21 protein-coding genes and 2 pseudogenes are annotated in these 23,135 nt (G+C 64.4%); 16 read left to right on the top strand and 7 right to left on the bottom strand.

Features of this window, described 5'->3' with window-relative positions:
• Positions 1–26: 26 nt before the first annotated feature.
• The 5 genes from ACK2SD_RS19670 to ACK2SD_RS19650 all read right to left on the bottom strand — a co-directional run bounded on the left by ACK2SD_RS19670 (position 27) and on the right by ACK2SD_RS19650 (position 5,530).
• Entirely contained in the window at positions 27–443 is a 417-nt protein-coding gene (locus ACK2SD_RS19670) for a YbaN family protein (protein ID WP_037027852.1), read from the bottom strand.
• 52 nt (positions 444–495) lie between these two features.
• Positions 496–1,101 (bottom strand): biliverdin-producing heme oxygenase, encoded by a 606-nt coding sequence (locus ACK2SD_RS19665; RefSeq protein ID WP_295484259.1) that lies wholly within the window; start codon positions 1,099–1,101, stop codon positions 496–498.
• A gap of 159 nt (positions 1,102–1,260) precedes the next feature.
• Positions 1,261–3,849 (bottom strand): TonB-dependent receptor, encoded by a 2,589-nt coding sequence (locus ACK2SD_RS19660; protein WP_412460640.1) that lies wholly within the window; start codon positions 3,847–3,849, stop codon positions 1,261–1,263.
• A gap of 146 nt (positions 3,850–3,995) precedes the next feature.
• Entirely contained in the window at positions 3,996–4,955 is a 960-nt protein-coding gene (locus tag ACK2SD_RS19655; RefSeq protein ID WP_412460639.1) for a FecR family protein, read from the bottom strand.
• Positions 4,956–5,017: 62 nt separating this feature from the next.
• Positions 5,018–5,530, bottom strand: a complete 513-nt coding sequence (locus tag ACK2SD_RS19650) for an RNA polymerase sigma factor (protein ID WP_029613376.1) — start codon at positions 5,528–5,530, stop codon at positions 5,018–5,020.
• 360 nt (positions 5,531–5,890) lie between these two features.
• On the opposite strand from ACK2SD_RS19650, the gene ACK2SD_RS19645 reads away from it, so the two are divergent.
• The 5 genes and pseudogenes from ACK2SD_RS19645 to ACK2SD_RS19625 all read left to right on the top strand — a co-directional run.
• The gene (locus tag ACK2SD_RS19645) at positions 5,891–6,223 is read left to right on the top strand and encodes a PAAR domain-containing protein (protein WP_412460638.1); all 333 of its coding nucleotides are present in this window, start codon (positions 5,891–5,893) and stop codon (positions 6,221–6,223) included.
• Between the two features lie 8 nt (positions 6,224–6,231).
• Entirely contained in the window at positions 6,232–6,390 is a 159-nt protein-coding gene (locus ACK2SD_RS19640; protein ID WP_412460637.1) for a hypothetical protein, read from the top strand.
• Complete coding sequence (locus tag ACK2SD_RS19635) at positions 6,387–6,686, top strand: hypothetical protein (RefSeq protein ID WP_412462377.1); 300 nt, start codon at positions 6,387–6,389, stop codon at positions 6,684–6,686. The genes ACK2SD_RS19640 and ACK2SD_RS19635 overlap by 4 nt, the downstream gene beginning before the upstream one ends.
• A pseudogene (locus tag ACK2SD_RS19630) lies at positions 6,604–6,834 on the top strand (VRR-NUC domain-containing protein); the annotation flags it as partial. The gene ACK2SD_RS19635 and the pseudogene ACK2SD_RS19630, both read left to right, overlap by 83 nt.
• 328 nt (positions 6,835–7,162) lie before the next feature.
• Positions 7,163–7,639 (top strand): annotated as a pseudogene (locus ACK2SD_RS19625) (type VI immunity family protein); the annotation flags it as partial.
• A 6-nt stretch (positions 7,640–7,645) separates the two neighbouring features.
• On the opposite strand, the gene gap reads toward ACK2SD_RS19625, so the two are convergent.
• On the bottom strand, positions 7,646–8,647 hold the full coding sequence (gene gap, locus ACK2SD_RS19620; RefSeq protein ID WP_412460636.1) for a type I glyceraldehyde-3-phosphate dehydrogenase: 1,002 nt from the start codon (positions 8,645–8,647) through the stop codon (positions 7,646–7,648).
• A 266-nt stretch (positions 8,648–8,913) separates the two neighbouring features.
• Between gap and edd the strand changes: the two genes are divergently transcribed.
• From edd to ACK2SD_RS19565, 11 genes are all read left to right on the top strand, one after another.
• Entirely contained in the window at positions 8,914–10,740 is a 1,827-nt protein-coding gene (gene edd / locus ACK2SD_RS19615) for a phosphogluconate dehydratase (protein ID WP_039575691.1), read from the top strand.
• A complete protein-coding gene (locus tag ACK2SD_RS19610; RefSeq protein WP_412460635.1) occupies positions 10,737–11,693 on the top strand; it encodes a glucokinase in 957 nt (318 codons plus the stop codon). Before edd ends, ACK2SD_RS19610 begins: the two co-directional genes overlap by 4 nt.
• An 84-nt stretch (positions 11,694–11,777) precedes the next feature.
• Entirely contained in the window at positions 11,778–12,551 is a 774-nt protein-coding gene (locus ACK2SD_RS19605; protein ID WP_412460634.1) for a response regulator, read from the top strand.
• 28 nt (positions 12,552–12,579) lie between these two features.
• A complete protein-coding gene (locus tag ACK2SD_RS19600) occupies positions 12,580–13,998 on the top strand; it encodes an ATP-binding protein (protein ID WP_412462344.1) in 1,419 nt (472 codons plus the stop codon).
• Positions 13,999–14,134: 136 nt separating this feature from the next.
• Complete coding sequence (locus ACK2SD_RS19595; protein WP_412460633.1) at positions 14,135–15,391, top strand: AGE family epimerase/isomerase; 1,257 nt, start codon at positions 14,135–14,137, stop codon at positions 15,389–15,391.
• Positions 15,392–15,495: 104 nt separating this feature from the next.
• The gene (locus ACK2SD_RS19590; RefSeq protein WP_412460632.1) at positions 15,496–16,782 is read left to right on the top strand and encodes an ABC transporter substrate-binding protein; all 1,287 of its coding nucleotides are present in this window, start codon (positions 15,496–15,498) and stop codon (positions 16,780–16,782) included.
• A gap of 73 nt (positions 16,783–16,855) precedes the next feature.
• A complete protein-coding gene (locus tag ACK2SD_RS19585; RefSeq protein ID WP_412460631.1) occupies positions 16,856–17,764 on the top strand; it encodes a carbohydrate ABC transporter permease in 909 nt (302 codons plus the stop codon).
• Positions 17,757–18,602 (top strand): carbohydrate ABC transporter permease, encoded by an 846-nt coding sequence (locus ACK2SD_RS19580; protein ID WP_412460630.1) that lies wholly within the window; start codon positions 17,757–17,759, stop codon positions 18,600–18,602. The genes ACK2SD_RS19585 and ACK2SD_RS19580 overlap by 8 nt, the downstream gene beginning before the upstream one ends.
• A gap of 3 nt (positions 18,603–18,605) precedes the next feature.
• Positions 18,606–19,760, top strand: a complete 1,155-nt coding sequence (locus ACK2SD_RS19575) for an ABC transporter ATP-binding protein (protein ID WP_412460629.1) — start codon at positions 18,606–18,608, stop codon at positions 19,758–19,760.
• Positions 19,761–19,801: 41 nt separating this feature from the next.
• On the top strand, positions 19,802–21,145 hold the full coding sequence (locus ACK2SD_RS19570) for a carbohydrate porin (RefSeq protein WP_039575705.1): 1,344 nt from the start codon (positions 19,802–19,804) through the stop codon (positions 21,143–21,145).
• 115 nt (positions 21,146–21,260) lie between these two features.
• Positions 21,261–22,115, top strand: a complete 855-nt coding sequence (locus ACK2SD_RS19565; RefSeq protein ID WP_412460628.1) for a D-hexose-6-phosphate mutarotase — start codon at positions 21,261–21,263, stop codon at positions 22,113–22,115.
• Here the strand turns inward: ACK2SD_RS19565 and hexR are convergent.
• The gene (gene hexR, locus ACK2SD_RS19560) at positions 22,108–22,971 is read right to left on the bottom strand and encodes a DNA-binding transcriptional regulator HexR (RefSeq protein WP_295484247.1); all 864 of its coding nucleotides are present in this window, start codon (positions 22,969–22,971) and stop codon (positions 22,108–22,110) included. The two genes, ACK2SD_RS19565 and hexR, sit on opposite strands and share 8 nt — an antisense overlap.
• Positions 22,972–23,135 lie beyond the last annotated feature (164 nt).

Raw genomic sequence — 23,135 nt, 5'->3', positions numbered from 1 at the left:
AGTACATCCGGCGCGTCGATGCAATGTCAGCGTTGCAGTTCGGCGGGAAGTGGCGCAGTGGGATGCTCTGGACGCGACCAGATCCACAGGTTGCCCAGGGTCATGCCGGCGATGGCCAGGAACACCGGCCAGCGGTGCTCGAGCACGATCAGCATCAGGCTGGCGCACAACAGCATGCTGAGGGTGGCGCTGATCTTGGCGCGGCGCTGGATGACCTTGCCATTGCGCCAGTTCCACAGGATCGGTCCGAACAGCCGATGGTTGTCCAGCCACGCTGCCAAGCGGGGCGAGCTGCGGGTCGCGGCCCAGGCGGCGAGGAGGATGAACTCGGTGGTGGGCAGGCCGGGTATCACGATGGCGACCAGGCCTATCCCGAGGCTGACATAGGCCAGAAGCGCATACAGCAGGCGTGACACTCGGGAGCGGGCAAGTCGGGTCGTCATGGTCTCACTGCAAGGCGATACGGCCACCGGAAGGGTGGCCGGCAAAGGCATTTCAAGCCAGCGCGGCATCGGTGGCATAGGCGTGCCTGAGCAGCTCGGTAAAGCGCTCGAAGGCTGCCACGGCGGCGTGCTCGGCGGCGGCGTCCTGTTCTGGCGACAACTGCAAGCCGTCCAGCGTGCGGGTGAACTGTTTCCAGCCCTCGGCCCGGCCACCTTCAGGTTCGCCCAGATGGCGGGCACCGAAGCTGTCGGACAGGCCCAACGCCTGCGCGCGCTTGATCAGGAACGCGGCGCCCAGTTTGGAGCCTTCGGAGACGAAGATCCAGCCCAGCGCCTGGCCCAGCGTCGGCGCGGTCACGGCGCCGGGAACGGGTGACGGCACAGCGGTATTCAAGTCTGCCAGATCCAGCCGTGCCTGTTCGGCCCGGCAGCGGGCGGCGAGGTCCGGGAAGAGCGAGATCAGCGCCGGGTCGTTGTACAGCGCCTGCAGTTCGGACTGGAACAGGTACTGGGCGACGACGAAGCGGGCGAAGCTGTCGCGGCTGTCGAACGGCGCATGCGACTTGACCAAGGCATCGAGCTCGGTATGCGGGGCGTGGGTCACCTGGTTCAGGCGCTGCGAGCGCAGGGCAGGGCGCTCGGAAGGGGCTTGGGTCATGGAGGCATCCTTGGGAAATGAGGCTGTCTAGGTAAAAGACGAAAGAGAAGACGCAGGGCAGTAAAAAAACCTCACCTGCGGTCAGGACGTATTCGCATTGAGGGTCAAATGGGCGGGTGAGCCACTGCGCGCGCAGGGCTCACGAGGAACAGCCCCGAATCAGATATCCCACACCACATTGATGGCGAAGTTGCGACCGGGCATCGTCAGGCGGTCGAGGTTGGCCGGCTGGGTCACGGCCGCTTCGCCCAGGCCGTCGTAGCCGCGCACGTCATCCCACTGCCAGTATTTCTTGTCGGTGAGGTTGTACAGGCCTGCGTTGACGGTCACGTCGTCGGTGACCTTGTAGAAGCCGGTCAAGTCGAGCACGCCGTAGCCTGGGGTGCGGAACTGCGAGCTGGTACCGTCCGGGGCGAAGAAGGTGCTGTCGTCGACCCGGGTCTTGCGCTTGACCAGCGTCCAGCTCAGCAGGCCACCGTACTGCGGCTGCTCGTAGCCCAGGCCCAGTACGGCGGTGAGCGGGTTGACGCTGTTCAGCGGCTGGCCATTGTCGTCATTGCGGCCATGGGCATAGGCCAGCGAACCCTGGGTGTAGAGGCCCTGGCTGGCGCCGAAGCTGTCCAGGTTCAGACGGCCCTTGAGTTCGGCACCCTTGATGGTGGCGTGACGGATGTTGTTGGCCTGGAAGGTCGAGCCGAGGTTGGCCGACTGCACAGCGTCTTCGTTGATGAAGTCGCGGTACTTGTTGTAGAACACCGCGACATCGAACTGGCCGGCCTCGAACTGGCCGCGCAGGCCCGTCTCGTAGCTCTTGCTCTTTTCCGGTTCCAGGTTCGGGTTGGGCTCGACCCGATAGCCCAATGTCGGGTTGTCGAAGCGGCCGTACATGGCCTTGGCGGTCGGTGTGCGGAAGCCCTCGGCGTACTGGCCGTACCAGGTGTAGTGATCGTCGAAGGCATAGGTGATGCCGAACTTGGGCGAGACCCGATGCCACTTTTTGTCGCTGTCGTCGATACCGGCGGCCGCCGCGCCGTTGCCCTGGATGCCGCGCAGGAATTCGTCGGTCATCTTCGGCGACAGGCGGGTGTAGTCGTAGCGGGCGCCGGGCAGGAAGGTCCAGTCGTTCCAGCGGATCTCATCCTGGGCGAACAGGCTGTAGGTGTCGACGGTGGGGTCGGGGAAGTCGCTGACCCGTGCCTGACCGTCGTTCGTGCTGACCTGGCCGATGGCGCGGCAGGTGCCGCCGATATTCAGGCAGACGCCGCTACCGCTGCGTGAGCCGGTGACTTTCTCATGCTTGAAGGTGGTGCCGTAGGTCAGCAGGTGCTCGGTCTCGCCGAGGCTGAAGGCCTTGTCCAATTGCGCGTCGAGCACCCACTGGCGGTCCTTGTAGGTGGTCTGGCGATCGCGCGCCACTTGGCGCCCTGACGCGAAATACAGCTCGTCGGTGCGCTGGTCGGTCTTGGCGATCTGGTAGTTCAGGCTCCACTTGACGTGATCTGCCAGCAGGCTGTCGAGGCCGAATTCATGGTTGATGCCCACGCGTTCGCGGGTGACGGTGTCGTTGCCTTGGCGCAGGCGGTAGCTGTTCATGGCGCCGAAGCCTGGGATGAACGGCCCACCCACGGCGCTACGGATGTCCTGATCGCGGTCGTCCTTGTAGTGCTCGTAGGTCAGGCCCAGGCGCGCGTCGTCGGCGTAGTTCCAGCCCAGCTTGGCCAGCACGTTGGTGGTGCGCACGTCTTCGGGGTTGGCCTCGGTCCGGGCCAGGCCCGTACCGCCGTGGCTGCCGTAGGACTCGGTCTCGTGGCCGTTGCGCTGGCTCAGGTGCAGCAAGCCGTCGACGTCGCCCTGGCGGCCGGCGACGGTGGCGGAGGTCAGCCAGCTCTCGTCGGCGGAGCTGTAGCCCGTCTTCAGGCGCGCGCCGATGTCCTTGCCGGGCTTGATGATGTCGTCCGCGTCCAGGGTGTAGTAGCTCACCGCGCCGCCGATGGCATTGCTGCCGTAGAGCACCGAGGCCGGGCCACGCAGGATTTCCACGCGCTTGACGATTTCAGGGTCGACGTAGTTGCGCTGGGTCTGGGCGTAGGGGCCGTAGAAGAAGCTGTCGGGGATCGACACACCATCGATCTGGGTGAGGATGCGCTCGCCGTCGATGCCGCGGATGTTGAAACCGTTCAGGCCGCTGCGTTGGCCGGTGCCGCCCACCGATACGCCGGGCTCGTAGCGCACCAGTTGCTTGATGTCGCCGACGTTCTGCCGGTCCAGTTGTTCGCGTGTGTGTACGCTGACGCTGCTGGGCACCTGGCTGGCATCCTGGGCGCTGCGGGTGGCGCTGACGGTCATCTGCTGCAAGGCGATCACCGTGCCGGCGCGCTGACGTTCGAGCACCACGTTGCCGGGGCCGAGGATGCGAAAGTCCAGACCGGTATTGGCGAGCAACTGGCGCAACGCGGCCTCAGGCGACAGCGCGCCTTGGGCACCGGGGGAGGCCACATCCTGGGCCAGTTCGGCGGAAAAGCCGACCTGCCAGCCGGTGGTCTGGCTGAAGGCATTGATGGCTGAGACCAGTGGCTGCTGGGCGATGGCGAAGCGGTATTCGCCGCTACGTGGGCTGCTGACCTGGGCGGGCGCGGCGGCCAGCGCAGGCAGGCAGCCGACGCCACTGGCGATCAAGGCCAAGGTCAATAGGGACAACTGCCCCCGGCGTTGGGGGGAGGAATGAAGACGGGTTGGACCTGAGGACATCGAAAGCGCTCCCTGTCGCGCGAACCGTTATGAGTGAGTGCAGTTCTTGTTTTTGAACAAGAATCAGTTGCATTGGCTATAACGAGACGTGCCAGGATCGCGATTGCGTAAAAAATAGTGGGATGGACTGCGCGGGAGCGTGGCGATCAGTTGAGAATCACCACGTTCGGGTACTCATGCACCTGCGCTGAAGTGATGTGCGCCAGCGCCCGCAGCGCCTCCAGCGGCTGGTCCAGGCGGTAGTTGCCAGTCACCGCTACGGTTTCCAGGCGCGGGTTGCGATTGATGATCCAGCCGGGGTAGTAGCGGCGCAACTCGTCGAGCACCTGGCTCATGGGGCAATTCTCGAAGATCAGACGACCCTCGACCCAGGCCAGGTCCTTCTGCGGATCGACGCGCTGGCGCTGGCCGAAGCCTTCGGGGCCGACCGCGATGCTGTCGCCGGCACGCAGACGAATGCGCTGGTCGCTGGCGGCCTGCAGGTCGACATCACCGCGCTGTACCCGCACCTGCGCCTGGCCGTCGAGGTAGCGCACGGCGAAATGGGTATCGCGTGCCTGCGCACGCAGCGGACCAGCCTGGACCTCCAGCGCCGGCTGGTCGCCGCCGGGCACTTCGAAGTAGGCCTCGCCTTGTAGCAGGCGTGCGACTTGCTGGCCGTCGCGCGCGTGACTGGCGAATGCCGAATCGGTGTTCAGCAGCACGTGGGCGCCACCGTCCAGTTGCAAGCGCTGGCGTTCGCCGACCTGGGTCAGGTGGTCGGCTTGCAGGCGCACCGGCAGATTGCCGAAGGTGAACAGCCCCACCAACAGCAACGCAGCCGTGGCCAGCGGTTTCCAGTGGCGACGGAGGCGACCGCGCAGGGACGCGCGACGGCGCTGGTGCAGATCGCCGGCGAGTCGGCGCACCTGCGCGCCGTTCCATAGCGCTTCGGCCTCCACGTAGGCGTGGGCGTTATGGTCGTTGGCGCTCAGCCAGGCCTGGAAGTGTTCGGTGTCTTCGGCGCAAGGGCATTGCAGACGGATCAGCCAGTCCTGGGCCTCGTCCAGGGCACGGGCGCGGGCGTCTGGCGCGGCGAGCGATGGGCGAGAGGCGGAGTCGGTCACGGCATGTCCTTGGGCGATGGCTGCTGCAGATGATCGGTGCTGGCGCCAGGGCTGGCAAGCGCTCAGGCGAGGCGCTCGGCCACGCTTACGCAGATCGCCATGATCAGTTTCAGTTCCTTCTGCACCGTGCTGGCCGAGACCTGCAATTGCTCGGCGATTTCCTGGTAGCTGGCGCCCTGCAAGCGGCTGAGGATGAAGATGCGTTGTTGCCGCTCGCTGAGCTGGCCGAGGCTCAGGCTCAGACGCTCCAGCAGTTGTTCGGCGTGCAGGGCATCTTCGCGGCTGCTCAGCGGCGCGGCGACATTGTGCAGGACCTGCTCGCAGACGTCGTCCACCAGCGTGCGCGCCTGGACGCGACGTGCGCGCAGGTGGTCGAGCGCCAGGTTGCGCGCGGTCTGGAAGACGAAAGGTTCGAGGTGTTCCACGGGACGCTCGCCCAATGCGCGAGTGACCCGCAGGTAGGTTTCCTGCACCAGGTCTTCAGCCGTGCTCGGGTTGCCGACCATGCGCTGGAGCGTGCGCAGCAGGCTCAGGCGCTGGTTGAGAAACAGGGCAGTGAAGCGGGACTGACTCACGAGAAAACCTGACCAAGTGGGATTTTTGATGATGCGTATCATTCGCGCTAAAGGTCAAGCTGGGAAATGTCATGGCGCCATCCTCCTTGGAGCCTAGGATGATTTCAATATGAGAAATCTGCGTTGATAATCAGCTATTGAGTTTCTAATTGTTTCTATAAGTAGGTATTTTCTGGTTTCTCGATCAAGCGTTGTCTTGAAGGAACGAGCTGCCTAGTTTTGTGGCTCCAACCTCACGCGATGACGATCGGGAGACACCATGGCCTATCAGGCGGCTCGGAGCATTTCGCCCATTCACTTCGCCGAATTTGCGGTACTCATCGAGCGTTTGGGACCGAGCGCTGAGCGAGGAGAACTGTCATGACTGGCAAGCCAGCCGCCCGCGAGGGCGACTCGATCCGGTGCCCGGTGCATGGCGACAGCACGCTTCTTTCCGGTTCCCCCAACGTCTTGATCAACGGTCGTCCCGCCGCTCGCCAAGACGATGAGTGCGCTTGTGGCGACACCCTGAGCACCGGCTTTTCCACCTCCGTGTTCATCAATGGCAAACCTGCTGCGTTACAGGGCAGTGGCGGCGGTCATGGTGGCGTAGTGATTGGCGGATCCGGGAACGTCAATATCGGCGGAGCGGCAAAAGCCGTACCTGCGGCTTCTGACGACTCGCCGACTGCTATCGCGGGCACTTTCAACTGATAGACCAGATGACGGGTAAGCCCATTGCCGGGCGCAGGGTCAGGCTGTGGTCGGACGATGGGTGGAACCTGGTCGACACCACCGATGCAGAAGGTCGTACGGTTTCGCGCGTTCACAGCCGCCCCGAGACGCTCTACATCGCTCTGCTGCGAGACGACGAGGCATGAGCGACAGGCCTAGTCTCGACCAGGGCGGTACGGCGGTGGGCGAGCGCGTCAATCCTGTTCGCCTGCACGCGCCTCAGCTCGATCAGAACGACAAAACCGTACTGTGTTCGGCGGTCTGTCATTGCTCGGCGGCGCCCGCCATCAGCCGTGACGGGCGCAATCTCAAGCAAGTGTGCGTGGCGCAGCCCCTACAAGCCCGAGGTCAGTTACGACATGACCAAGCAGCCACCGCAGCCGATTCTCGACAGCCAGACGGGGCAACTTCCCCATGGCTGGATTCCGGGATGGATTCGTAAGTACTGGGATGAGGATCCCGAGCATCCGCCCTTTGTACCTGGGAGCGGGATGATTCGGCGTCCTGATGTGGTGATTGTCAGAGACCCTAGAAACCCACCGACGCAGGACAATATCAAACAGGTGGTGGAAATGAAGTTTCCGCCTGATCCCGTTGATAGGCGTCAGCTACAAAGTTATGCGCAAATCAGTGGCAGTCCAAGGCGTGTGGTTCAAATGAGTTTGGATGAATGTAATTGTGGTCGGCCAGAACAACTTTCAAACGTCCCTGTCCAGGAATTGGGCTGGACTGCGGCGGTCGCTGGCAGCCTACTGTTCATTCTTACGCGTGGCCGTTTTCCTCGGTCTCTTGCTCGCGCTTATCAATTGAGAGAAAAATTTATGCACGCGGAATTCAATCTCGCCGAAGCGCTTTCTGTGCATGCTCACTTGCTGCAACTGCCTGGCAACCTATTGATGAAGAGTGGTCGTCAGGAGTATGTCGGGGCTGGACGCCGGCACGGCCGCTCTGTTGACGACGACCCCAGGGTTCGAGCCGGTCAGCATCAAAACCGTCAGTTGGCTGACCGTGCTCGACCATGCACGTCTGGAGCGCGCCGGAGGCGTCTCGGCGCTTCGTGCCCAATTGCCCCCGAGTCATTTCGCCTTCTATGACTACGGTGCCGGATCGATCATCCAATCCGGCGCCTATCCCTACCTGGCCGGCGACGCCGAAGACCCGCGCCCGGCGCCTTACGTCTTGCTCAACCACCTGTTGAAAAGCATCCGCTGTGAAACCGTCGGCCCGCTGCACGGCGGCTCCCACGATGGTGAATTGCGGCTGGTGGGCTGGGCTGCGGACCAGTGGCTGAAACGCCTGGATGTAGAAGACGCCGCTATTCCAGCTTGGCGCAGCAAGCTGCTCGACCGCGAGCCAGCCTTGGACGCGTCTAACAGCCTGAGTGCCAGCCCGTGATGCGGCTCAGCGCGCGTTGAACAGTGCCAGGCAGTTGTCGAGCATGCGGTTGGAGAAGCCCCATTCGTTGTCGTACCAGGCCAGCACCTTGAGCATGCGCCCGTTGGCGCGAGTGTGGTTGGCGTCGAAGATCGACGACAGCGGGTTGTGGTTGAAGTCGCACGACACCAGCGGCAGGTTGTTGTAACCCAGCACCCGCGAATGGCGACTGGCTTCCAGGAACAGCGCGTTGACGTCGTCGGCCGAGACCTCGCGCCTGAGGTTGACGGTCAGGTCCACCAGCGACACGTTGATCACCGGCACCCGCACGGCCATGCCGGTGAGCTTGCCAGCCAGCTCCGGCAGCACCAGGCCCACGGCCTCGGCGGCGCCGGTCTTGCTCGGAATCATCGATTGGGTGGCCGAGCGCGCGCGGTACGGATCGCTGTGGTAGACGTCGGTGAGTACCTGGTCGTTGGTGTAGGCGTGGATAGTGGTCATCAAGCCCTGTTCGATGCCGAACTCGCGTTGCAGCACCTGGGCGATCGGCGCCAGGCAGTTGGTGGTGCACGACGCGTTGGAGATGATCTGGTGCGAGGCGCGCAGCACGTCGTGGTTGACGCCATACACCACGGTGGCATCCACGCCCTTGGCCGGTGCCGAGATGATGACCTTGCCGGCGCCGGCGCTCAGGTGCGCAGCGGCTTTTTCGCGTTCGGTGAACAGCCCCGTGCATTCGAACACGACGTCGATGGCTTCGGCTTTCCAGGGCAGTTCGGCAGGGTTGCGGATGGCGCTCACGCTGATGCGGTCGCCGTTGACCGTAATGCTTTCGTGGTCGGCCTCGACACTGGCGTCGAAGGTGCCGTGAACGCTGTCGTACTTGAGCAGGTGGGCGTTCATGGCGCTGTCGCCCAGGTCGTTGATGGCGACGACCTGCAGGTCCTGACGGTAGCCTTGGGTATAGAGTGCGCGAAGGACGTTGCGTCCGATGCGGCCGAATCCGTTGATCGCGATGCGAAGGGTCATGGCATTACCTCTGGCAGTTCGGGTGAAGCTTGTGGCACAAAGACGCGACAGCCTCACTGAAACGGTTTTGTTATAGGAATTACAAGATTATTCACTCCCTGATAGAAAACAAGCATTTTTAGTGGCAATATTTTTGTAAATCTACAACGAGTGATCGAGCCGGGCGTCCCGGCGAGCCTTTCGCCCCTGCCTTGAGCCTAGGTGGCAATGGCCGCCAGCGCCGAGATCGGTTCAGATCGCCCTTACCCTAGCCTGGAGTTCAGTACATGCATCCGCGCATCCTCGAGGTCACCGCCCGGCTGACCGAACGCAGCCGTGCCACCCGTGAACGCTACCTTCAGCTCATTCGCGGCGCGGCCAGCGAAGGACCGATGCGCGCCAGCCTGCAATGCGCCAACTTCGCCCACGGCGTGGCCGGCTGCGGCAGCCAGGACAAGCAGAGTCTGAAGATGATGAACGCGGCCAACGTCGCCATCGTCTCGGCCTACAACGACATGCTCTCGGCGCACCAGCCCTACCAGCATTTCCCTGAACAGATCAAACAGGCCCTGCGCGAGATCGGCTCGGTCGGTCAGTTCGCCGGTGGCGTGCCGGCCATGTGCGACGGCGTCACCCAGGGCGAGCCAGGCATGGAGCTGGCGATCGCCAGCCGCGAAGTGATCGCCATGTCCACGGCCATCGCCCTTTCCCACAACATGTTCGATGCCGCGCTGATGCTCGGCATCTGCGACAAGATCGTGCCTGGGCTGATGATGGGCGCGCTGCGCTTCGGTCATCTGCCGACCGTCTTCGTGCCAGGCGGGCCGATGCCCTCGGGCATTTCCAACAAGGAAAAGGCCGACGTGCGCCAGCGCTACGCCGAGGGCAAGGCCAGCCGCGAAGAACTGCTGGAATCGGAGATGAAGTCCTACCACAGTCCCGGCACCTGCACCTTCTACGGCACCGCCAACACCAACCAACTGGTCATGGAGGTGATGGGCCTGCACCTGCCGGGCGCCTCGTTCGTGAACCCCTACACGCCGCTGCGCGATGCCCTCACCGCCGAGGCGGCGCAGCAGGTCACGCGCATGACCAAGGCCAGCGGCAACTTCATGCCCTTGGGCGAAATCGTCGACGAGAAGGCGCTGGTCAACTCCATCGTCGCGCTGCATGCCACCGGGGGGTCGACCAACCACACCCTGCACATTCCAGCCATCGCCCAGGCCGCGGGTATCCAGCTCACCTGGCAGGACATGGCCGACCTGTCCGAGGTGGTGCCGACCCTGTCGCACGTGTATCCCAACGGCAAGGCCGATATCAACCACTTCCAGGCGGCCGGCGGCATGAGCTTGCTGATCCGCGAGCTGCTCGATGCCGGGCTGCTGCACGAGGACGTCAATACCGTGGCCGGACATGGTCTGCGTCGCTACACCCAAGAGCCGTTCCTGGAGGACGGCAAGCTGGTCTGGCGCGAGGGTCCGTTGCAGAGTTTGGACGAAAGTATCCTGCGCCCGGTGGCACGGCCGTTCTCGGCCGAGGGCGGGTTGCGGGTCATGGAGGGCAACCTTGGCCGTGGCGTGATGAAAGTCTCCGCCGTTGCCCCGGAGCACCAGGTGGTCGAAGCCCCCGCGCGCATTTTCCACGACCAGCAGTCGCTGGCCGATGCCTTCAAGGCCGGCGAACTGGAGCGTGATTTCGTCGCCGTGGTGCGCTTCCAGGGCCCGCGCTGCAACGGCATGCCCGAGCTGCACAAGCTCACGCCGTTCCTCGGGGTGTTGCAGGACCGTGGCTACAAGGTCGCGCTGGTCACCGACGGGCGCATGTCCGGCGCCTCTGGCAAGATCCCGGCAGCGATCCACGTGTGCCCGGAAGCCTTCGATGGCGGCCCGCTGGCAAAGGTGCGCGACGGTGATATCGTGCGCGTCGACGGTGTCGAAGGTACGCTGCAACTGATGGTGTCGGCCGAAGAACTGGCCGGGCGCGATCAGCCTGAAGCACCCCAGGGCAATGACCTGGGCTGCGGCCGCGAGCTGTTCGGCTTCATGCGCATGGCATTCAGCCCGGCAGAGCAGGGCGCCAGCGCCTTTACCTCGGCTTTGGAGCGATTCAAATGAAGGCCTTGCTGGTCGGCGACATTGGTGGGACCAACGCACGCTTTGCCCTGTGGCGCGACAACGACCTGCACGCCGTGCAGGTGTTGGCCACGGCGGATTATTCCAGCCCCGAGCAGGCCATCGAGGCCTATCTGCACGAGCAGGGCGTCGCCCGTGGCGGCGTGTCGGATGTCTGCCTGTCGGTGGCTGGGCCGGTGGACGGCGACGACTTTCGCTTCACCAACAACCATTGGCGGCTGAACCGCACGGCGTTCTGCAACACCCTGCAGGTCCAGCGCCTGCTGCTGCTCAACGACTTTTCCGCCATGGCCCTGGGCATGACCCGGCTCAAGCCGGGCGAGTTCGTCGAGGTGTGTCCGGGTCAGGCCGATCAGGCGCGTCCGGCGCTCATCATCGGACCGGGCACTGGCCTGGGGGTGGGCACCTTGCTCAACCTGAACAAGCACTGGATGGCGTTGCCGGGCGAGGGCGGCCACGTCGACCTGCCGGTGGGCAACGCCCGTGAGGCTGCGATCCACCAGCACATCCAGGGTCAGATCGGTCACGTCAGTGCCGAAACCGTGCTCAGCGGTGGCGGACTGGTGCGCCTGTACCAGGCGATCTGCGCGCTGGACGGCGCCGCGGCGCAGCACAAGACCCCGGCGCAGATCACCGAGGCGGCGCTGGGCGGCGAGCCGCGTGCGCTGGCGGTGATCGAGCAGTTTTCGCGCTTCCTCGGCCGGGTGGCGGGCAATAATGTGCTGACCCTGGGCGCGCGGGGCGGCGTGTACATCGTCGGCGGCGTGATCCCGCGCTTCGTCGAACTGTTCCTGCGCAGCGGCTTCGCCACCAGTTTCGCCGACAAAGGCTGCATGAGCGGCTACTTCCCCGGCGTACCGGTGTGGCTGGTGACAGCCGAGTTCTCGGGGCTTCTCGGCGCCGGCGTCGCGTTGCAGCAGGTGCTCGCCCACTGATGCCGTGAACCCCATCGCGCGGGGCGGTCCTTGGCGGCGCAACACCGCACGGACTTGCCCCGCGCCCGCCTCAGCGCTTATACAATGCCCCCAGCAGGCACCAAGACCTGCCCCCACCAAAGGGATTCCATTGTGAGCACTGCCGGTAAGACCATCCTCATGGTCGACGACGACCAGGATATTCGCGAGCTGTTGCAAACCTACCTCAGCCGCTGCGGCTTGCAGGTGCAGGCCGAACCCGACGGACAGGGTTTTCGCCGTGCCCTGGAGGCCGGGAACTACGACCTGCTGATCCTCGACGTGATGCTGCCCGACGAAGACGGCTTCAGCCTGTGCCGCTGGGTGCGTCAGCATCCACGCCAGTCGCGGGTGCCGATTATCATGCTGACCGCCAGTTCCGATGAGGCCGACCGCATCATCGGCCTGGAGCTCGGCGCCGACGACTACCTGGGCAAGCCGTTCAGCCCGCGCGAGCTGCAAGCGCGGATCAAAGCCCTGCTGCGCCGCTGCGACTTCACCGCGGCGAGCCCCGCCAGCGCAGTGCTGGCCTTCGACGACTGGCGCCTGGACACAGTCAGCCACCGGCTGTTCCACCGAGACGGCGAGGAGGTGATTCTCTCCGGTGCCGACTTCGCCCTGCTCAAGCTGTTTCTCGATCATCCCCAGCAGATCCTCGACCGCGACACCATCGGCAATGCCACCCGTGGCCGTGAACCGATGCCGCTGGACCGCATCGTCGACATGGCAGTGAGCCGCCTGCGCCAACGGCTGCGCGACACCGACAAACCGCCACGGCTGATCCGCACCGTACGCGGCAGTGGCTACCTGCTCGCGGCGAATGTCTGCTGTGCCGGCTGAACAGGGCGTCGAGCGCCGCTGGCGCCTGCTGCCGCGCTCGTTGCTGGGGCGTATGCTGCTGCTCACCTTGCTGGTGGTGCTGATCGCCCAAGGCCTGTCGAGCCTGATCTGGCTGGCCCAACTGCGCGCCAGCCAGGTACAGGGGCTGCGCGCCAGCGCCAGCAGCCTGGCCCATTCCATGAGCGCCAGCGTCAGCTATTTCCGCTCCTTGCCGGTGGCCTACCGGCCGATGGTGCTCGATCAACTGCGCAGCATGGGCGGCACGCGTTTCTTCGTTTCGCTCAACGACAAACCGCTGGACATGTCGGTGCTGCCCGTCACCTCGCGCAAGCAGGCGGTGATCGAAGTGGTGAGTGAGGTGCTGCATGAGCGCCTGGGCCAGGGCATGGAAATCTCCGTCGAATTCGTCAGCCCCGATGACCTACGCATCTTCAACAGCGGTCTGAAGCTCGATGAGCTGCCGCGCTCCTGGGCGCACTACGCCTTGACCCTGGAACCGCTGAATCCACCGGTGCTGGTGACCCAGATCCGCCTCGACGAGGGCGAGTGGCTGTACATCGCCTCGTTGCTGCCCGAGCCCTACACGGGGCTCGAACCCCAGGGCCTGCCGCGTCAGCAGATCGGTTTCATCGTCCTGACCACCGCCTTGCTGCTGCTGTTCATCGGCTTGCTGGTGCACTGGCAGAGCCTGCCGCTCAAGCGCCTGGCACGTACCGCCCGGGAGATGTCGCTGGGCGCCGACGTGCCGCCGGTGGCCGAGGCGGGCGGCAGCGAAGTGGTGGAAGTGGGGCGGGCGTTCAACGCCATGCGCGAGCGCATCAGCCGTTACCTGACCGAACGCTCGCAGTTGTTCAGCGCCATCTCCCACGACCTGCGTACGCCAATTACCCGCCTGCGCCTGCGTGTCGAGCTGCTCGAGGACGAGGCGTTGCAGGCCAAGTTCAGCCGTGACCTCGACGAGCTGGAGCTGCTGGTCAAGGGGGCGCTGCAGTGCGTCAAGGACACCGACATTCACGAGAACATCGAGCCGGTCGACCTCAACCAGGTGCTGGAGATTCTTGCCGAACCCTACCTGCGCGACGGACGCGTCACCGTCGAGGGAAAAGTGCTGGCGCCCTATCAGGGCAAGCCACTGGCGCTGCGCCGCTGCATCGGCAACCTCATCGATAACGCCATCAAGTACGGCGAGCGCGCGCACCTGCGGATCATCGACGGCCCGGAGGCTTTCGTGTTGCAGGTCGACGACCAGGGCCCGGGCGTGCCGGAACAGCGCCTGGAACAGGTATTCGAGCCGCACTTTCGCCTGGCGGCGCAGCAGCAGGGCTATGGCCTGGGCCTGGGCATCGCCCGCAATATCGCCCACAGCCACGGCGGCGAGGTGAGCCTGCTGAACCTGCGCGAAGGCGGGCTGCGGGTGACGCTGTGCCTGCCGCGGCTGATGGAGTGAGCTGAGAGGGGCCAGGCGCGGATGTCACGACTTGGTGACATTCGCGCTGGCCTTCGTGACATGCTCGCGCAGAGGGCTGGCTAGAATCCGCTGACGACAGGCACCCGGCCTGTCCTTGGCAAGGACCACGCCGCTGATGGACAGCCTCGATTTTCCCACCGGCCGCTGGCTCGATTCGCCGGCCCACCAGGCTTGGCTGCTGGGCGAAGGCCAGCGTCTGGTCAGCTTCGCCAAGGCCTCGCGCCTGCCCGGTGGCTTCGCCGGCCTCGATGCCCGCGGTGCGCTGCCCGGCGCAGCGATGGCCGATACCCTGAACACCACCCGCATGATCCACTGCTTCGCCATGGCCCACGTGCAGGGCATTCCCGGTTGCCTGCCGCTGGTCGCCCACGGCGTGGCCGAGTTGCTCGATGGCCCGCTGCGCGATGCGCGCCATGACGGCTGGTACATCGATGCGCGGGAGCAGGGCGAGCGCAGCAAGACCGCCTACCTGCACGCCTTCGTCGCCTTGGCCGCCAGTTCGGCGGTGGTGGCCGGTGCTGCCGGTGCCCGGCCCTTGTTGGACGATGCCATCGCGGTGATCGAGGCGCACTTCTGGCGCGAGGAGGAGGGCGCACTGTGCGAATCCTTCGCCGAGGACTGGTCGCAGGCCGAGGCGTATCGGGGCGCCAACAGCAACATGCACGCCACCGAAGCGTTTCTCGCCCTGGCCGATGTCACCGGCCAGACCCGCTGGCTGGATCGCGCCCTGCGCATCGCCGAGCGGCTGATCCAGCATCACGCCGCGGCCCACGACTTCGTGGTGGTCGAGCACTTCGATGCCCACTGGCAGCCGCTGCCGGACTACAACCGCGAAAACCCCGCCGACGGCTTCCGTCCCTTCGGCAGCACGCCGGGCCATGCCTTCGAATGGGCACGCCTGCTGCTGCACCTGGAGGCATCGCGCCAGCGCGCCGGGCTGCAAGTGCCGGCCTGGCTGTGCGAGGCTGCCCGGTCACTGTTCGCCGGGGCCTGCCGCCACGCCTGGGACGTCGATGGTGCGCCAGGGCTGGTCTACACCCTCGACTGGCACAATCGCCCGGTGGTGCGCGCGCGTCTGCACTGGGTGCACGCCGAAGCCTGCGCCACCGCCGCCGCGCTGCTGCGCCGTACCGGACAAACCGACTATGAGCAGTGGTATCGCCGCTTCTGGGATTTCATCGCGATGCATTTCATCGATCTGGTCCACGGTAGCTGGCACCATGAGCTGGATCCGCAGAACCGCCCTGGCGCAAGCATCTGGGGCGGAAAACCGGACCTGTACCATGCCTATCAGGCCGTGCTGCTGCCGCGCCTGGCCCTGGCGCCAAGCCTGGCCACAGCCCTGGCCCAGGCGAATGTCACCAAACGATGACATTCAGGCATCGCTTCGTTACCTGACGGGGCGGCCTCGCTCTCTAGAATCGATGCAACGCAAGCGCCAGTCTTGCACTGCATAACAAGAAGAAAGGTACTCCAATGAATTCCAAGCTCTGTCTCGCCGCCGCTATTTCCCTCGCCTCGCTTCTGCCGCTCAGTGCCCAGGCCGCCGACTCCAAAGGGAGTGTGGAGGTGGTTCACTGGTGGACGTCGGGCGGTGAAAAAGCCGCCGTCGATGTCCTCAAGGCCCAGGTCGAGCAGGACGGTTTCACCTGGAAGGACGGCGCGGTCGCCGGTGGCGGTGGCGCCACGGCCATGACCGTGCTCAAGAGCCGCGCCGTGGCCGGTAATCCGCCCGGCGTCGCCCAGATCAAAGGCCCCGACATCCAGGAATGGGCGTCTACGGGCCTGCTCGACACCGACGTGCTCAAGGATGTGGCCAAGGAAGAAAAGTGGGACAGCCTGCTCGACAAGAAGGTCGCCGACACCGTCAAGTACGACGGTGACTACGTGGCCGTTCCGGTCAACATCCACCGCATCAACTGGCTGTGGATCAACCCTGAAGTGTTCAAGAAGGCCGGCATCGAACAGCCGCCCAAGACCCTCGAAGAGTTCTACGCCGCCGCCGACAAGCTCAAGGCCGCAGGCTTCATTCCCCTGGCCCACGGTGGCCAGCCGTGGCAGGACAGCACCGTGTTCGAGACCGTCGTGTTCGCCGTGATGGGCGCGGACGGCTACAAGAAGGCGATGGTCGACCTCGACGAGAAGACCCTCACCGGCCCTGAGATGATCAAGGCGCTCACCGAACTCAAGAAAGTCGCCAGCTACATGGACCCGGACGGCAAGGGCCAGGACTGGAACCTGGAAGCGGCCAAGGTCATCAACGGCAAGGCCGGCATGCAGATGATGGGCGATTGGGCCAAAAGCGAGTGGACCCTGGCCAAGAAGGTCGCGGGCAAGGACTACCAGTGCGTGCCTTTCCCCGGTACTGGCAATGGTTTCCTGTACAACATCGACTCGCTGGCGGTGTTCAAGCAGAAGGACAAAGGCACCGCCGAGGGCCAGAAAGACATCGCGCGCAAGGTGCTGGGCGAGGACTTCCAGAAGACCTTCAGCATCAACAAGGGCTCGATCCCCGTGCGTAACGACATGCTCGAGCACATGGACACGTTCGGCTTCGACAGCTGCGCGCAGACCGCTGCCAAGGACTTCCTGGCCGATGCCAAGTCCGGTGGACTGCAGCCGAGCATGGCGCACAACATGGCGACCACGCTCGCCGTGCAGGGCGCCTTCTTCGATGTCATCACCAACTACATGAACGACCCGAAAGCCGAGCCGGCCGACGCGGCGAAGAAGCTGGCGGCAGCGATCAAGTCTGCCAGATAGCTGAGGCTGTGCAGGCGCGGCCAGCCGCCGCGCCTGCAGCGTGTGTGCTTTCTCCCATCGGGGTATCCCTTCCATGACCACGACCTCCGCCCGCCTGCGGGCCTCACCCCTGGACGCGTTGCAGCGCTGGCTACCCAAGCTGGTGCTGGCGCCGAGCATGTTCATTGTGCTGGTGGGTTTCTACGGCTACATCCTGTGGACCTTCGTTCTTTCGTTCACCACCTCGACCTTCCTGCCCACCTACAAATGGGCGGGCCTGGCCCAGTACATGCGGCTATTCGATAACGACCGCTGGTGGGTGGCGAGCAAGAACCTGCTGGTGTTCGGTGGCCTGTTCATCGGCGTCACCCTGGTGATCGGTGTGCTGCTGGCGGTATTTCTCGACCAGCGCATCCGCCGCGAGGGCATGATCCGCACCATCTACCTGTATCCCATGGCGCTGTCGATGATCGTCACCGGCACCGCCTGGAAATGGCTGCTCAACCCAGGCATGGGCCTGGACAAGCTGCTGCGCGACTGGGGCTGGGACGGTTTTCGCTTCGACTGGCTGATCGACCCTGACCGGGTGGTGTACTGCCTGGTGATCGCTGCCGTGTGGCAAGCGTCGGGCTTCATCATGGCGATGTTTCTCGCCGGCCTGCGCGGCGTCGACCCCTCGATCATCCGCGCCGCGCAGATCGATGGCGCGAGCCTGCCGCGCATCTATTGGTCCGTGGTGCTGCCGAGTCTGCGCCCGGTGTTCTTCAGCTCGCTGATGATCCTCTCGCACATCGCCATCAAGAGTTTCGACCTGGTGGCGGCCATGACCGCTGGCGGTCCGGGCTACTCCTCCGACCTGCCGGCGATGTTCATGTACTCATTCACCTTCAGCCGTGGGCAGATGGGCATGGGCTCGGCCAGCGCGATCCTGATGCTCGGGGCGATCCTCGCGATCCTCGTGCCTTATCTGTATTCCGAGCTGCGGAGCAAACGCCATGACTGACGTCGTCGCCAAACCCGGCCTGAGCCTGGGGCGTGTGGCCATCCACGCGGTGCTGCTGGTGGCCGTGCTGCTGTACCTGGTGCCGCTGGTGGTCATGCTGTTGACCAGCTTCAAGACCCCGGAAGACATCAGCACCGGTAACCTGTTGAGCTGGCCGCAGATGTTCACGGCCATCGGCTGGACCAAGGCCTGGGCCACGGTCAACGGCTATTTTCTCAACTCGATCCTGATCACCGTGCCGGCCGTGCTGATTTCCACCACCATCGGCGCGCTGAACGGCTACGTGCTGTCGATGTGGCGCTTTCGCGGCTCGCAGCTGTTCTTCGGTCTGCTGCTGTTCGGCTGCTTCCTGCCGTTCCAGACCGTGCTGCTGCCAGCCTCGTTCACCCTCGGCAAGCTGGGCCTGGCCAGCACCACGTCAGGTCTGGTGCTGGTGCATGTGGTCTATGGCCTGGCCTTCACCACACTGTTCTTCCGCAACTACTACGTGAGCATTCCCGAGGCGCTGGTCAAGGCGGCGCGCCTGGATGGCGCCGGGTTCTTCACCATCTTCCGGCGCATCATCCTGCCGATGTCGACGCCGATCATCGTGGTCTGCCTGATCTGGCAGTTCACCCAGATCTGGAACGATTTCCTGTTCGGCGTGGTGTTCTCCAGCGGCGACTCGCAGCCGATCACCGTGGCCTTGAACAACCTGGTCAACACCAGCACCGGCGCCAAGGAATACAACGTCGACATGGCCGCCGCGATGATCGCCGCGCTGCCGACGCTGTTGGTCTACGTGGTGGCGGGCAAGTATTTCGTGCGCGGCCTGACCGCCGGCGCAGTCAAGGGGTAAGTCATGGCAACGCTCGAACTTCGCAATGTAAACAAGACCTACGGCAGCGGCCTGCCGGATACCCTCAAGGACATCCAGTTGGCCATCGGCGACGGAGAGTTCCTGATCCTGGTCGGACCTTCCGGCTGCGGCAAGTCGACGCTGATGAACTGCATCGCCGGGCTCGAGCAGATCACCGGCGGTGCGATCCTGATCGATGGCGAGGACGTCAGTGGCATGAGCCCCAAGGACCGGGACATCGCCATGGTGTTTCAGTCCTATGCGCTGTACCCGACCATGAGCGTGCGCGAGAACATCGAGTTCGGCCTGAAGATTCGCAAAATGCCCCAGGCCGCCATCGACGAAGAGGTGGCGCGAGTGGCCAAGCTGCTGCAGATTGAGCACCTGCTCACGCGCAAGCCGAGCCAGTTGTCCGGTGGTCAGCAGCAACGCGTGGCCATGGGCCGGGCGCTGGCGCGGCGACCGAAGATCTACCTGTTCGACGAGCCGCTTTCCAACCTCGACGCCAAGCTGCGGGTCGAGATGCGCACCGAAATGAAACTGATGCACCAGCGCCTGAAGACCACCACGGTGTACGTGACCCACGACCAGATCGAGGCCATGACCCTGGGCGACAAGGTGGCGGTGATGAAGGACGGCATCATCCAGCAATTCGGCACCCCGCAGCAGATCTACAACGATCCGGCGAACCTGTTCGTCGCCAGTTTCATCGGTTCGCCGCCGATGAACTTCATTCCGGTGCATCTGAGTCGCCAGGACGGTCGCTTGTTCGCCCAGCTCGACAGCGGCCAGGCCCGCTGCGAACTGCCGTTGGGCGTGAACGGCGATGGGCTGGAAGGACGCGAGGTGATTCTCGGCGTACGACCTGAACAGATCGCCCTGGGCGCCGCCGAGGGCAATGGCCTGCCGGCCGTGCGCGCCGAGGTGCAGGTACTGGAGCCCACCGGCCCGGACCTGCTGGTGTTCGTCACCCTCAACCAGACCAAGGTCTGCTGCCGACTGGCGCCGGATGTCGCCTGCCGTGTCGGTGACAGCCTCAACCTGCAGTTCGACCCGGCGCGGGTCCTGCTGTTCGACGCAGCCACCGGTGAGCGCCTGGATCTGCCGGCGGCCGACGCGACGATCAAGGACAACGTCGCGCGTTTCAAAGGCCGCTGAAGTACACCCCCCATCGATAACAAGAAAAGAGGAACCAACGGATGGAACATCGCAAACGTATCAAGGCCCTGGGATCGCTGACCCTGCTTGCCCTGTTCGGCAGCACCGGCGCGCACGCCGCCGAGGCGTTCTCCAGCGACTCGAAATGGATGACCGGCGACTGGGGCGGCACGCGCACCGAGTTGCTGGAAAAAGGCTATGACTTCAGCGTGGACTATGTCGGCGAGGTGGCCGGCAATCTGCGCGGTGGCTACAACCACGACAAGACCGCGCGCTACAGCGACCAGTTCGCCCTCGGCGCGCACCTGGACCTGCAGAAGATCCTGGGCTGGCACGACGCCGAGTTCAAGCTGGCGATCACCGAGCGCAGCGGGCGCAACCTGTCCAACGACCGCATCAGCGATCCACGCGCCGGGCAGTTCAGCTCGGTGCAGGAAGTCTGGGGCCGTGGCCAGACCTGGCGCCTGACCCAGATGTGGGTCAAGCAGAAGTACTTCGATGGCGCGCTGGACGTCAAATTCGGCCGCTACGGTCCGGGCGAAGATTTCAACAGTTTCCCCTGCGACTTCCAGAACCTGGCGTTCTGCGGCTCGCAGGTGGGCAACTGGGTGGGCGGCATCTGGTACAACTGGCCGGTGAGCCAGTGGGCGCTGCGCGTGAAGTACAACATCACCCCGGAGTTCTTCGTTCAGGTCGGCGCCTTCGAGCAGAACCCTTCGAACCTGGAGACCGGCAACGGCTTCAAGCTCAGCGGCAGTGGCACCAAGGGCGCGATCCTGCCGGTGGAGATGGTCTGGTCGCCGAAGGTCAACGGCCTGCCGGGCGAGTACCGCCTGGGCTACTACTACAGCACCGCCGACGCCACCGACGTGTACAAGGACATCAATGGCAACCCGCAGGGCATCTCGGGCACCGACTTCAAGTCGCATTCCAGCAAGCATGGCTGGTGGGTGGTGGCTCAGCAGCAGGTCACCGCGCACAACGGCGACGCCAGCCGCGGCCTGAACCTGTTCGCCAACTTCACCGTGCACGACAAGGCCACCAACGTGGTCGACAACTACCAGCAAGTGGGCATGGTCTACAAAGGCGCCTTCGATGCACGGCCCAAGGATGACATCGGCTTCGGCATCGCCCGCATCCATGTCAACGACGATGTGAAGAAGCGCGCCGAGCAGATCAATGCCTTCAACGGCATCGACGACTATGACAACCCGGCCTTCCTGCCGCTGCAGCGCACCGAGTACAACGCCGAGTTGTACTACGGCTTCCACGTCACCAACTGGCTGACCGTGCGCCCGAACCTGCAGTACATCAAGCGTCCGGGCGGCGTGGACGAAGTCGACAACGCGCTGGTCGCCGGCCTGAAGATTCAGTCGTCATTCTGAGACCGATTGTTGTAAATTTACGCCATCGCCTCTCACCCCGACATCCACTGCCTGGCAGTGGATGTTTTTTCCAGGGCTGAGATAGCGCTGTCTCAACAACAAGAGTGTCCATGAAATGTCCGAACATCCGCTCCAGCGCTTCTTCACTTCGCAACGGCCGAGACCGGTTTTCGAGTGGGAGCGTCACCAGCAGCGCGATGTCCTGATCATCGATCATCCTCGCTGCCAGGCGGTGTTCAGTCGCCAGGGGGCGCAGTTGTTGCACTTCCAGCCGACCGGTGAAAAGCCGTGGTTGTGGTGCGCCGAGCAGTGGCCGCAGGTGGGTGCGATTCGGGGTGGGGTACCGGTGTGCTGGCCGTGGTATGGCCGTCATCCCAGCGAGGACTTGTGGCCGGCCCACGGCTGGGGCCGGCTGCTGGACTGGAAGCTGCTGGACAGCTGCGAGGACGAGCAGGGGGTGAGTCTCACCTGGCGCCTGGACTTGTGCGACTGGCAGGTGGACCTGCATGCGCGGCTGGGTGCGAGCATGGAACTGCGCTTGAGCACCGAGCACCAGGACAGCGAGCCGTGCCAGTTGAGCCATGCCCTGCTGGCGTTCTGGCGCATCAGCGACGTGTCGCAGATCGCCTTGTCGGGTCTTGAGGACATCGACGGCTATGACCGGCTCAACCGCCAGGCCTGCCGCGAAGAAGGCGCGCTGACCCTCAACGGGGGCTGCCAGAAGGTGTATCCGGGCACGCCGAAGGTGCAGTTGCACGACTCGGCCTGGGAGCGCGAGTTGTACATCGACACCAGCGACAGCGACGACACCGTGGTCTGGCATCCCGGCAATCGGCCGCTGATGGGGGTTAGCGGTCGCGAGAGCCAGGGTTTCGTCTGCGTCGAGACCGCCAGCGGCAGCGCTGAGGGGCTGAGACTGGCGCCCGGGCAGCGCGCACAGTTGACGCTGCAGGCCCATCGGCTCAATTGAGCTCGTTGTCCTCGGCGGGGTAGCGGCTGGCGTTGAGGCTTTCCTTGATCTTGCGCAGGTGCGGCTGGAAGTCCGAGCCCCGGCGCAGGGTCATGCCGGTGGCCAGGACGTCGAGCACGGTCAGCTGGATGATGCGTGAAGTCATGGGCATGTAGATGTCGGTGTCTTCCGGTAGCGGCAAGTGCAGGCTCAGGCTGCAGGCGCTGGCCAGCGGCGAACCGGCGGCGGTGATGCCCAGCACTGAGGCGCCGTTTTCCCGAGCCTGGCGGGCTACTTCCACCAGTTCGCGGGTGCGTCCGGTGTAGGAGATGATCACGAACAGGTCACCGGTGTGCGCGACCGATGCCAGCATGCGCTGCATCAGCACATCGGGGTGGGCCGACACGGCCAGGTTGAAGCGGAAGAATTTGTGCTGCGCGTCCATGGCCACCGGGGCTGAGGCGCCGAGGCCGAAGAAGTGGATCTGGCGCGCCTGGATCATCATGTCCACGGCGCGGCTGACCTGCTGTGGATCGATCTGCTGGCATGCGCTGTCGAGCGAGGCGATGGCGCTGGCGAAGATCTTCTGGGTGTAGGCGGCCGGGTCGTCGTCGGCTTCCACTGCGCGGCTCACGTAAGCCGCGCCGCTGGCCAGGCTCTGTGCCAGTTGCAGCTTGAGTTCGGGATAGCCGCTGACGCCGAAGGAGCGGCAGAAGCGGTTGACGGTCGGTTCGCTGACCTTGGCCGCTTGGGCCAGGGCGGCGATGCTGAAGCGCGTGGCCTGCTGCGGGTTGAGGAGGATGACCTCGGCGACTTTGCGTTCGGCCTTGTTCAGCTCGTCGAGGCGTCCCTGGATCTGCTCCAGGAGGTTTCGCACACGGTCCATGGGTTGTCCTTGGGTCGGAAACGCGGCCGGCTGCGGGAACTGCCGGCATGTTGCAGGGTTGTCTATCGTACTGAGGGTGGGTGTGTCATACCACACGTCTGTACCACTTAGGGGTAATGTTGTTGTTTTTACTACATCCTTCTTGAAAAGTACGC

The organism is Pseudomonas sp. SC11, assembly GCF_047039205.1.
GTDB classification, from domain to species: domain Bacteria; phylum Pseudomonadota; class Gammaproteobacteria; order Pseudomonadales; family Pseudomonadaceae; genus Aquipseudomonas; species Aquipseudomonas boreofloridensis.
This window is presented reverse-complemented; position numbering and strand designations above follow the sequence as displayed.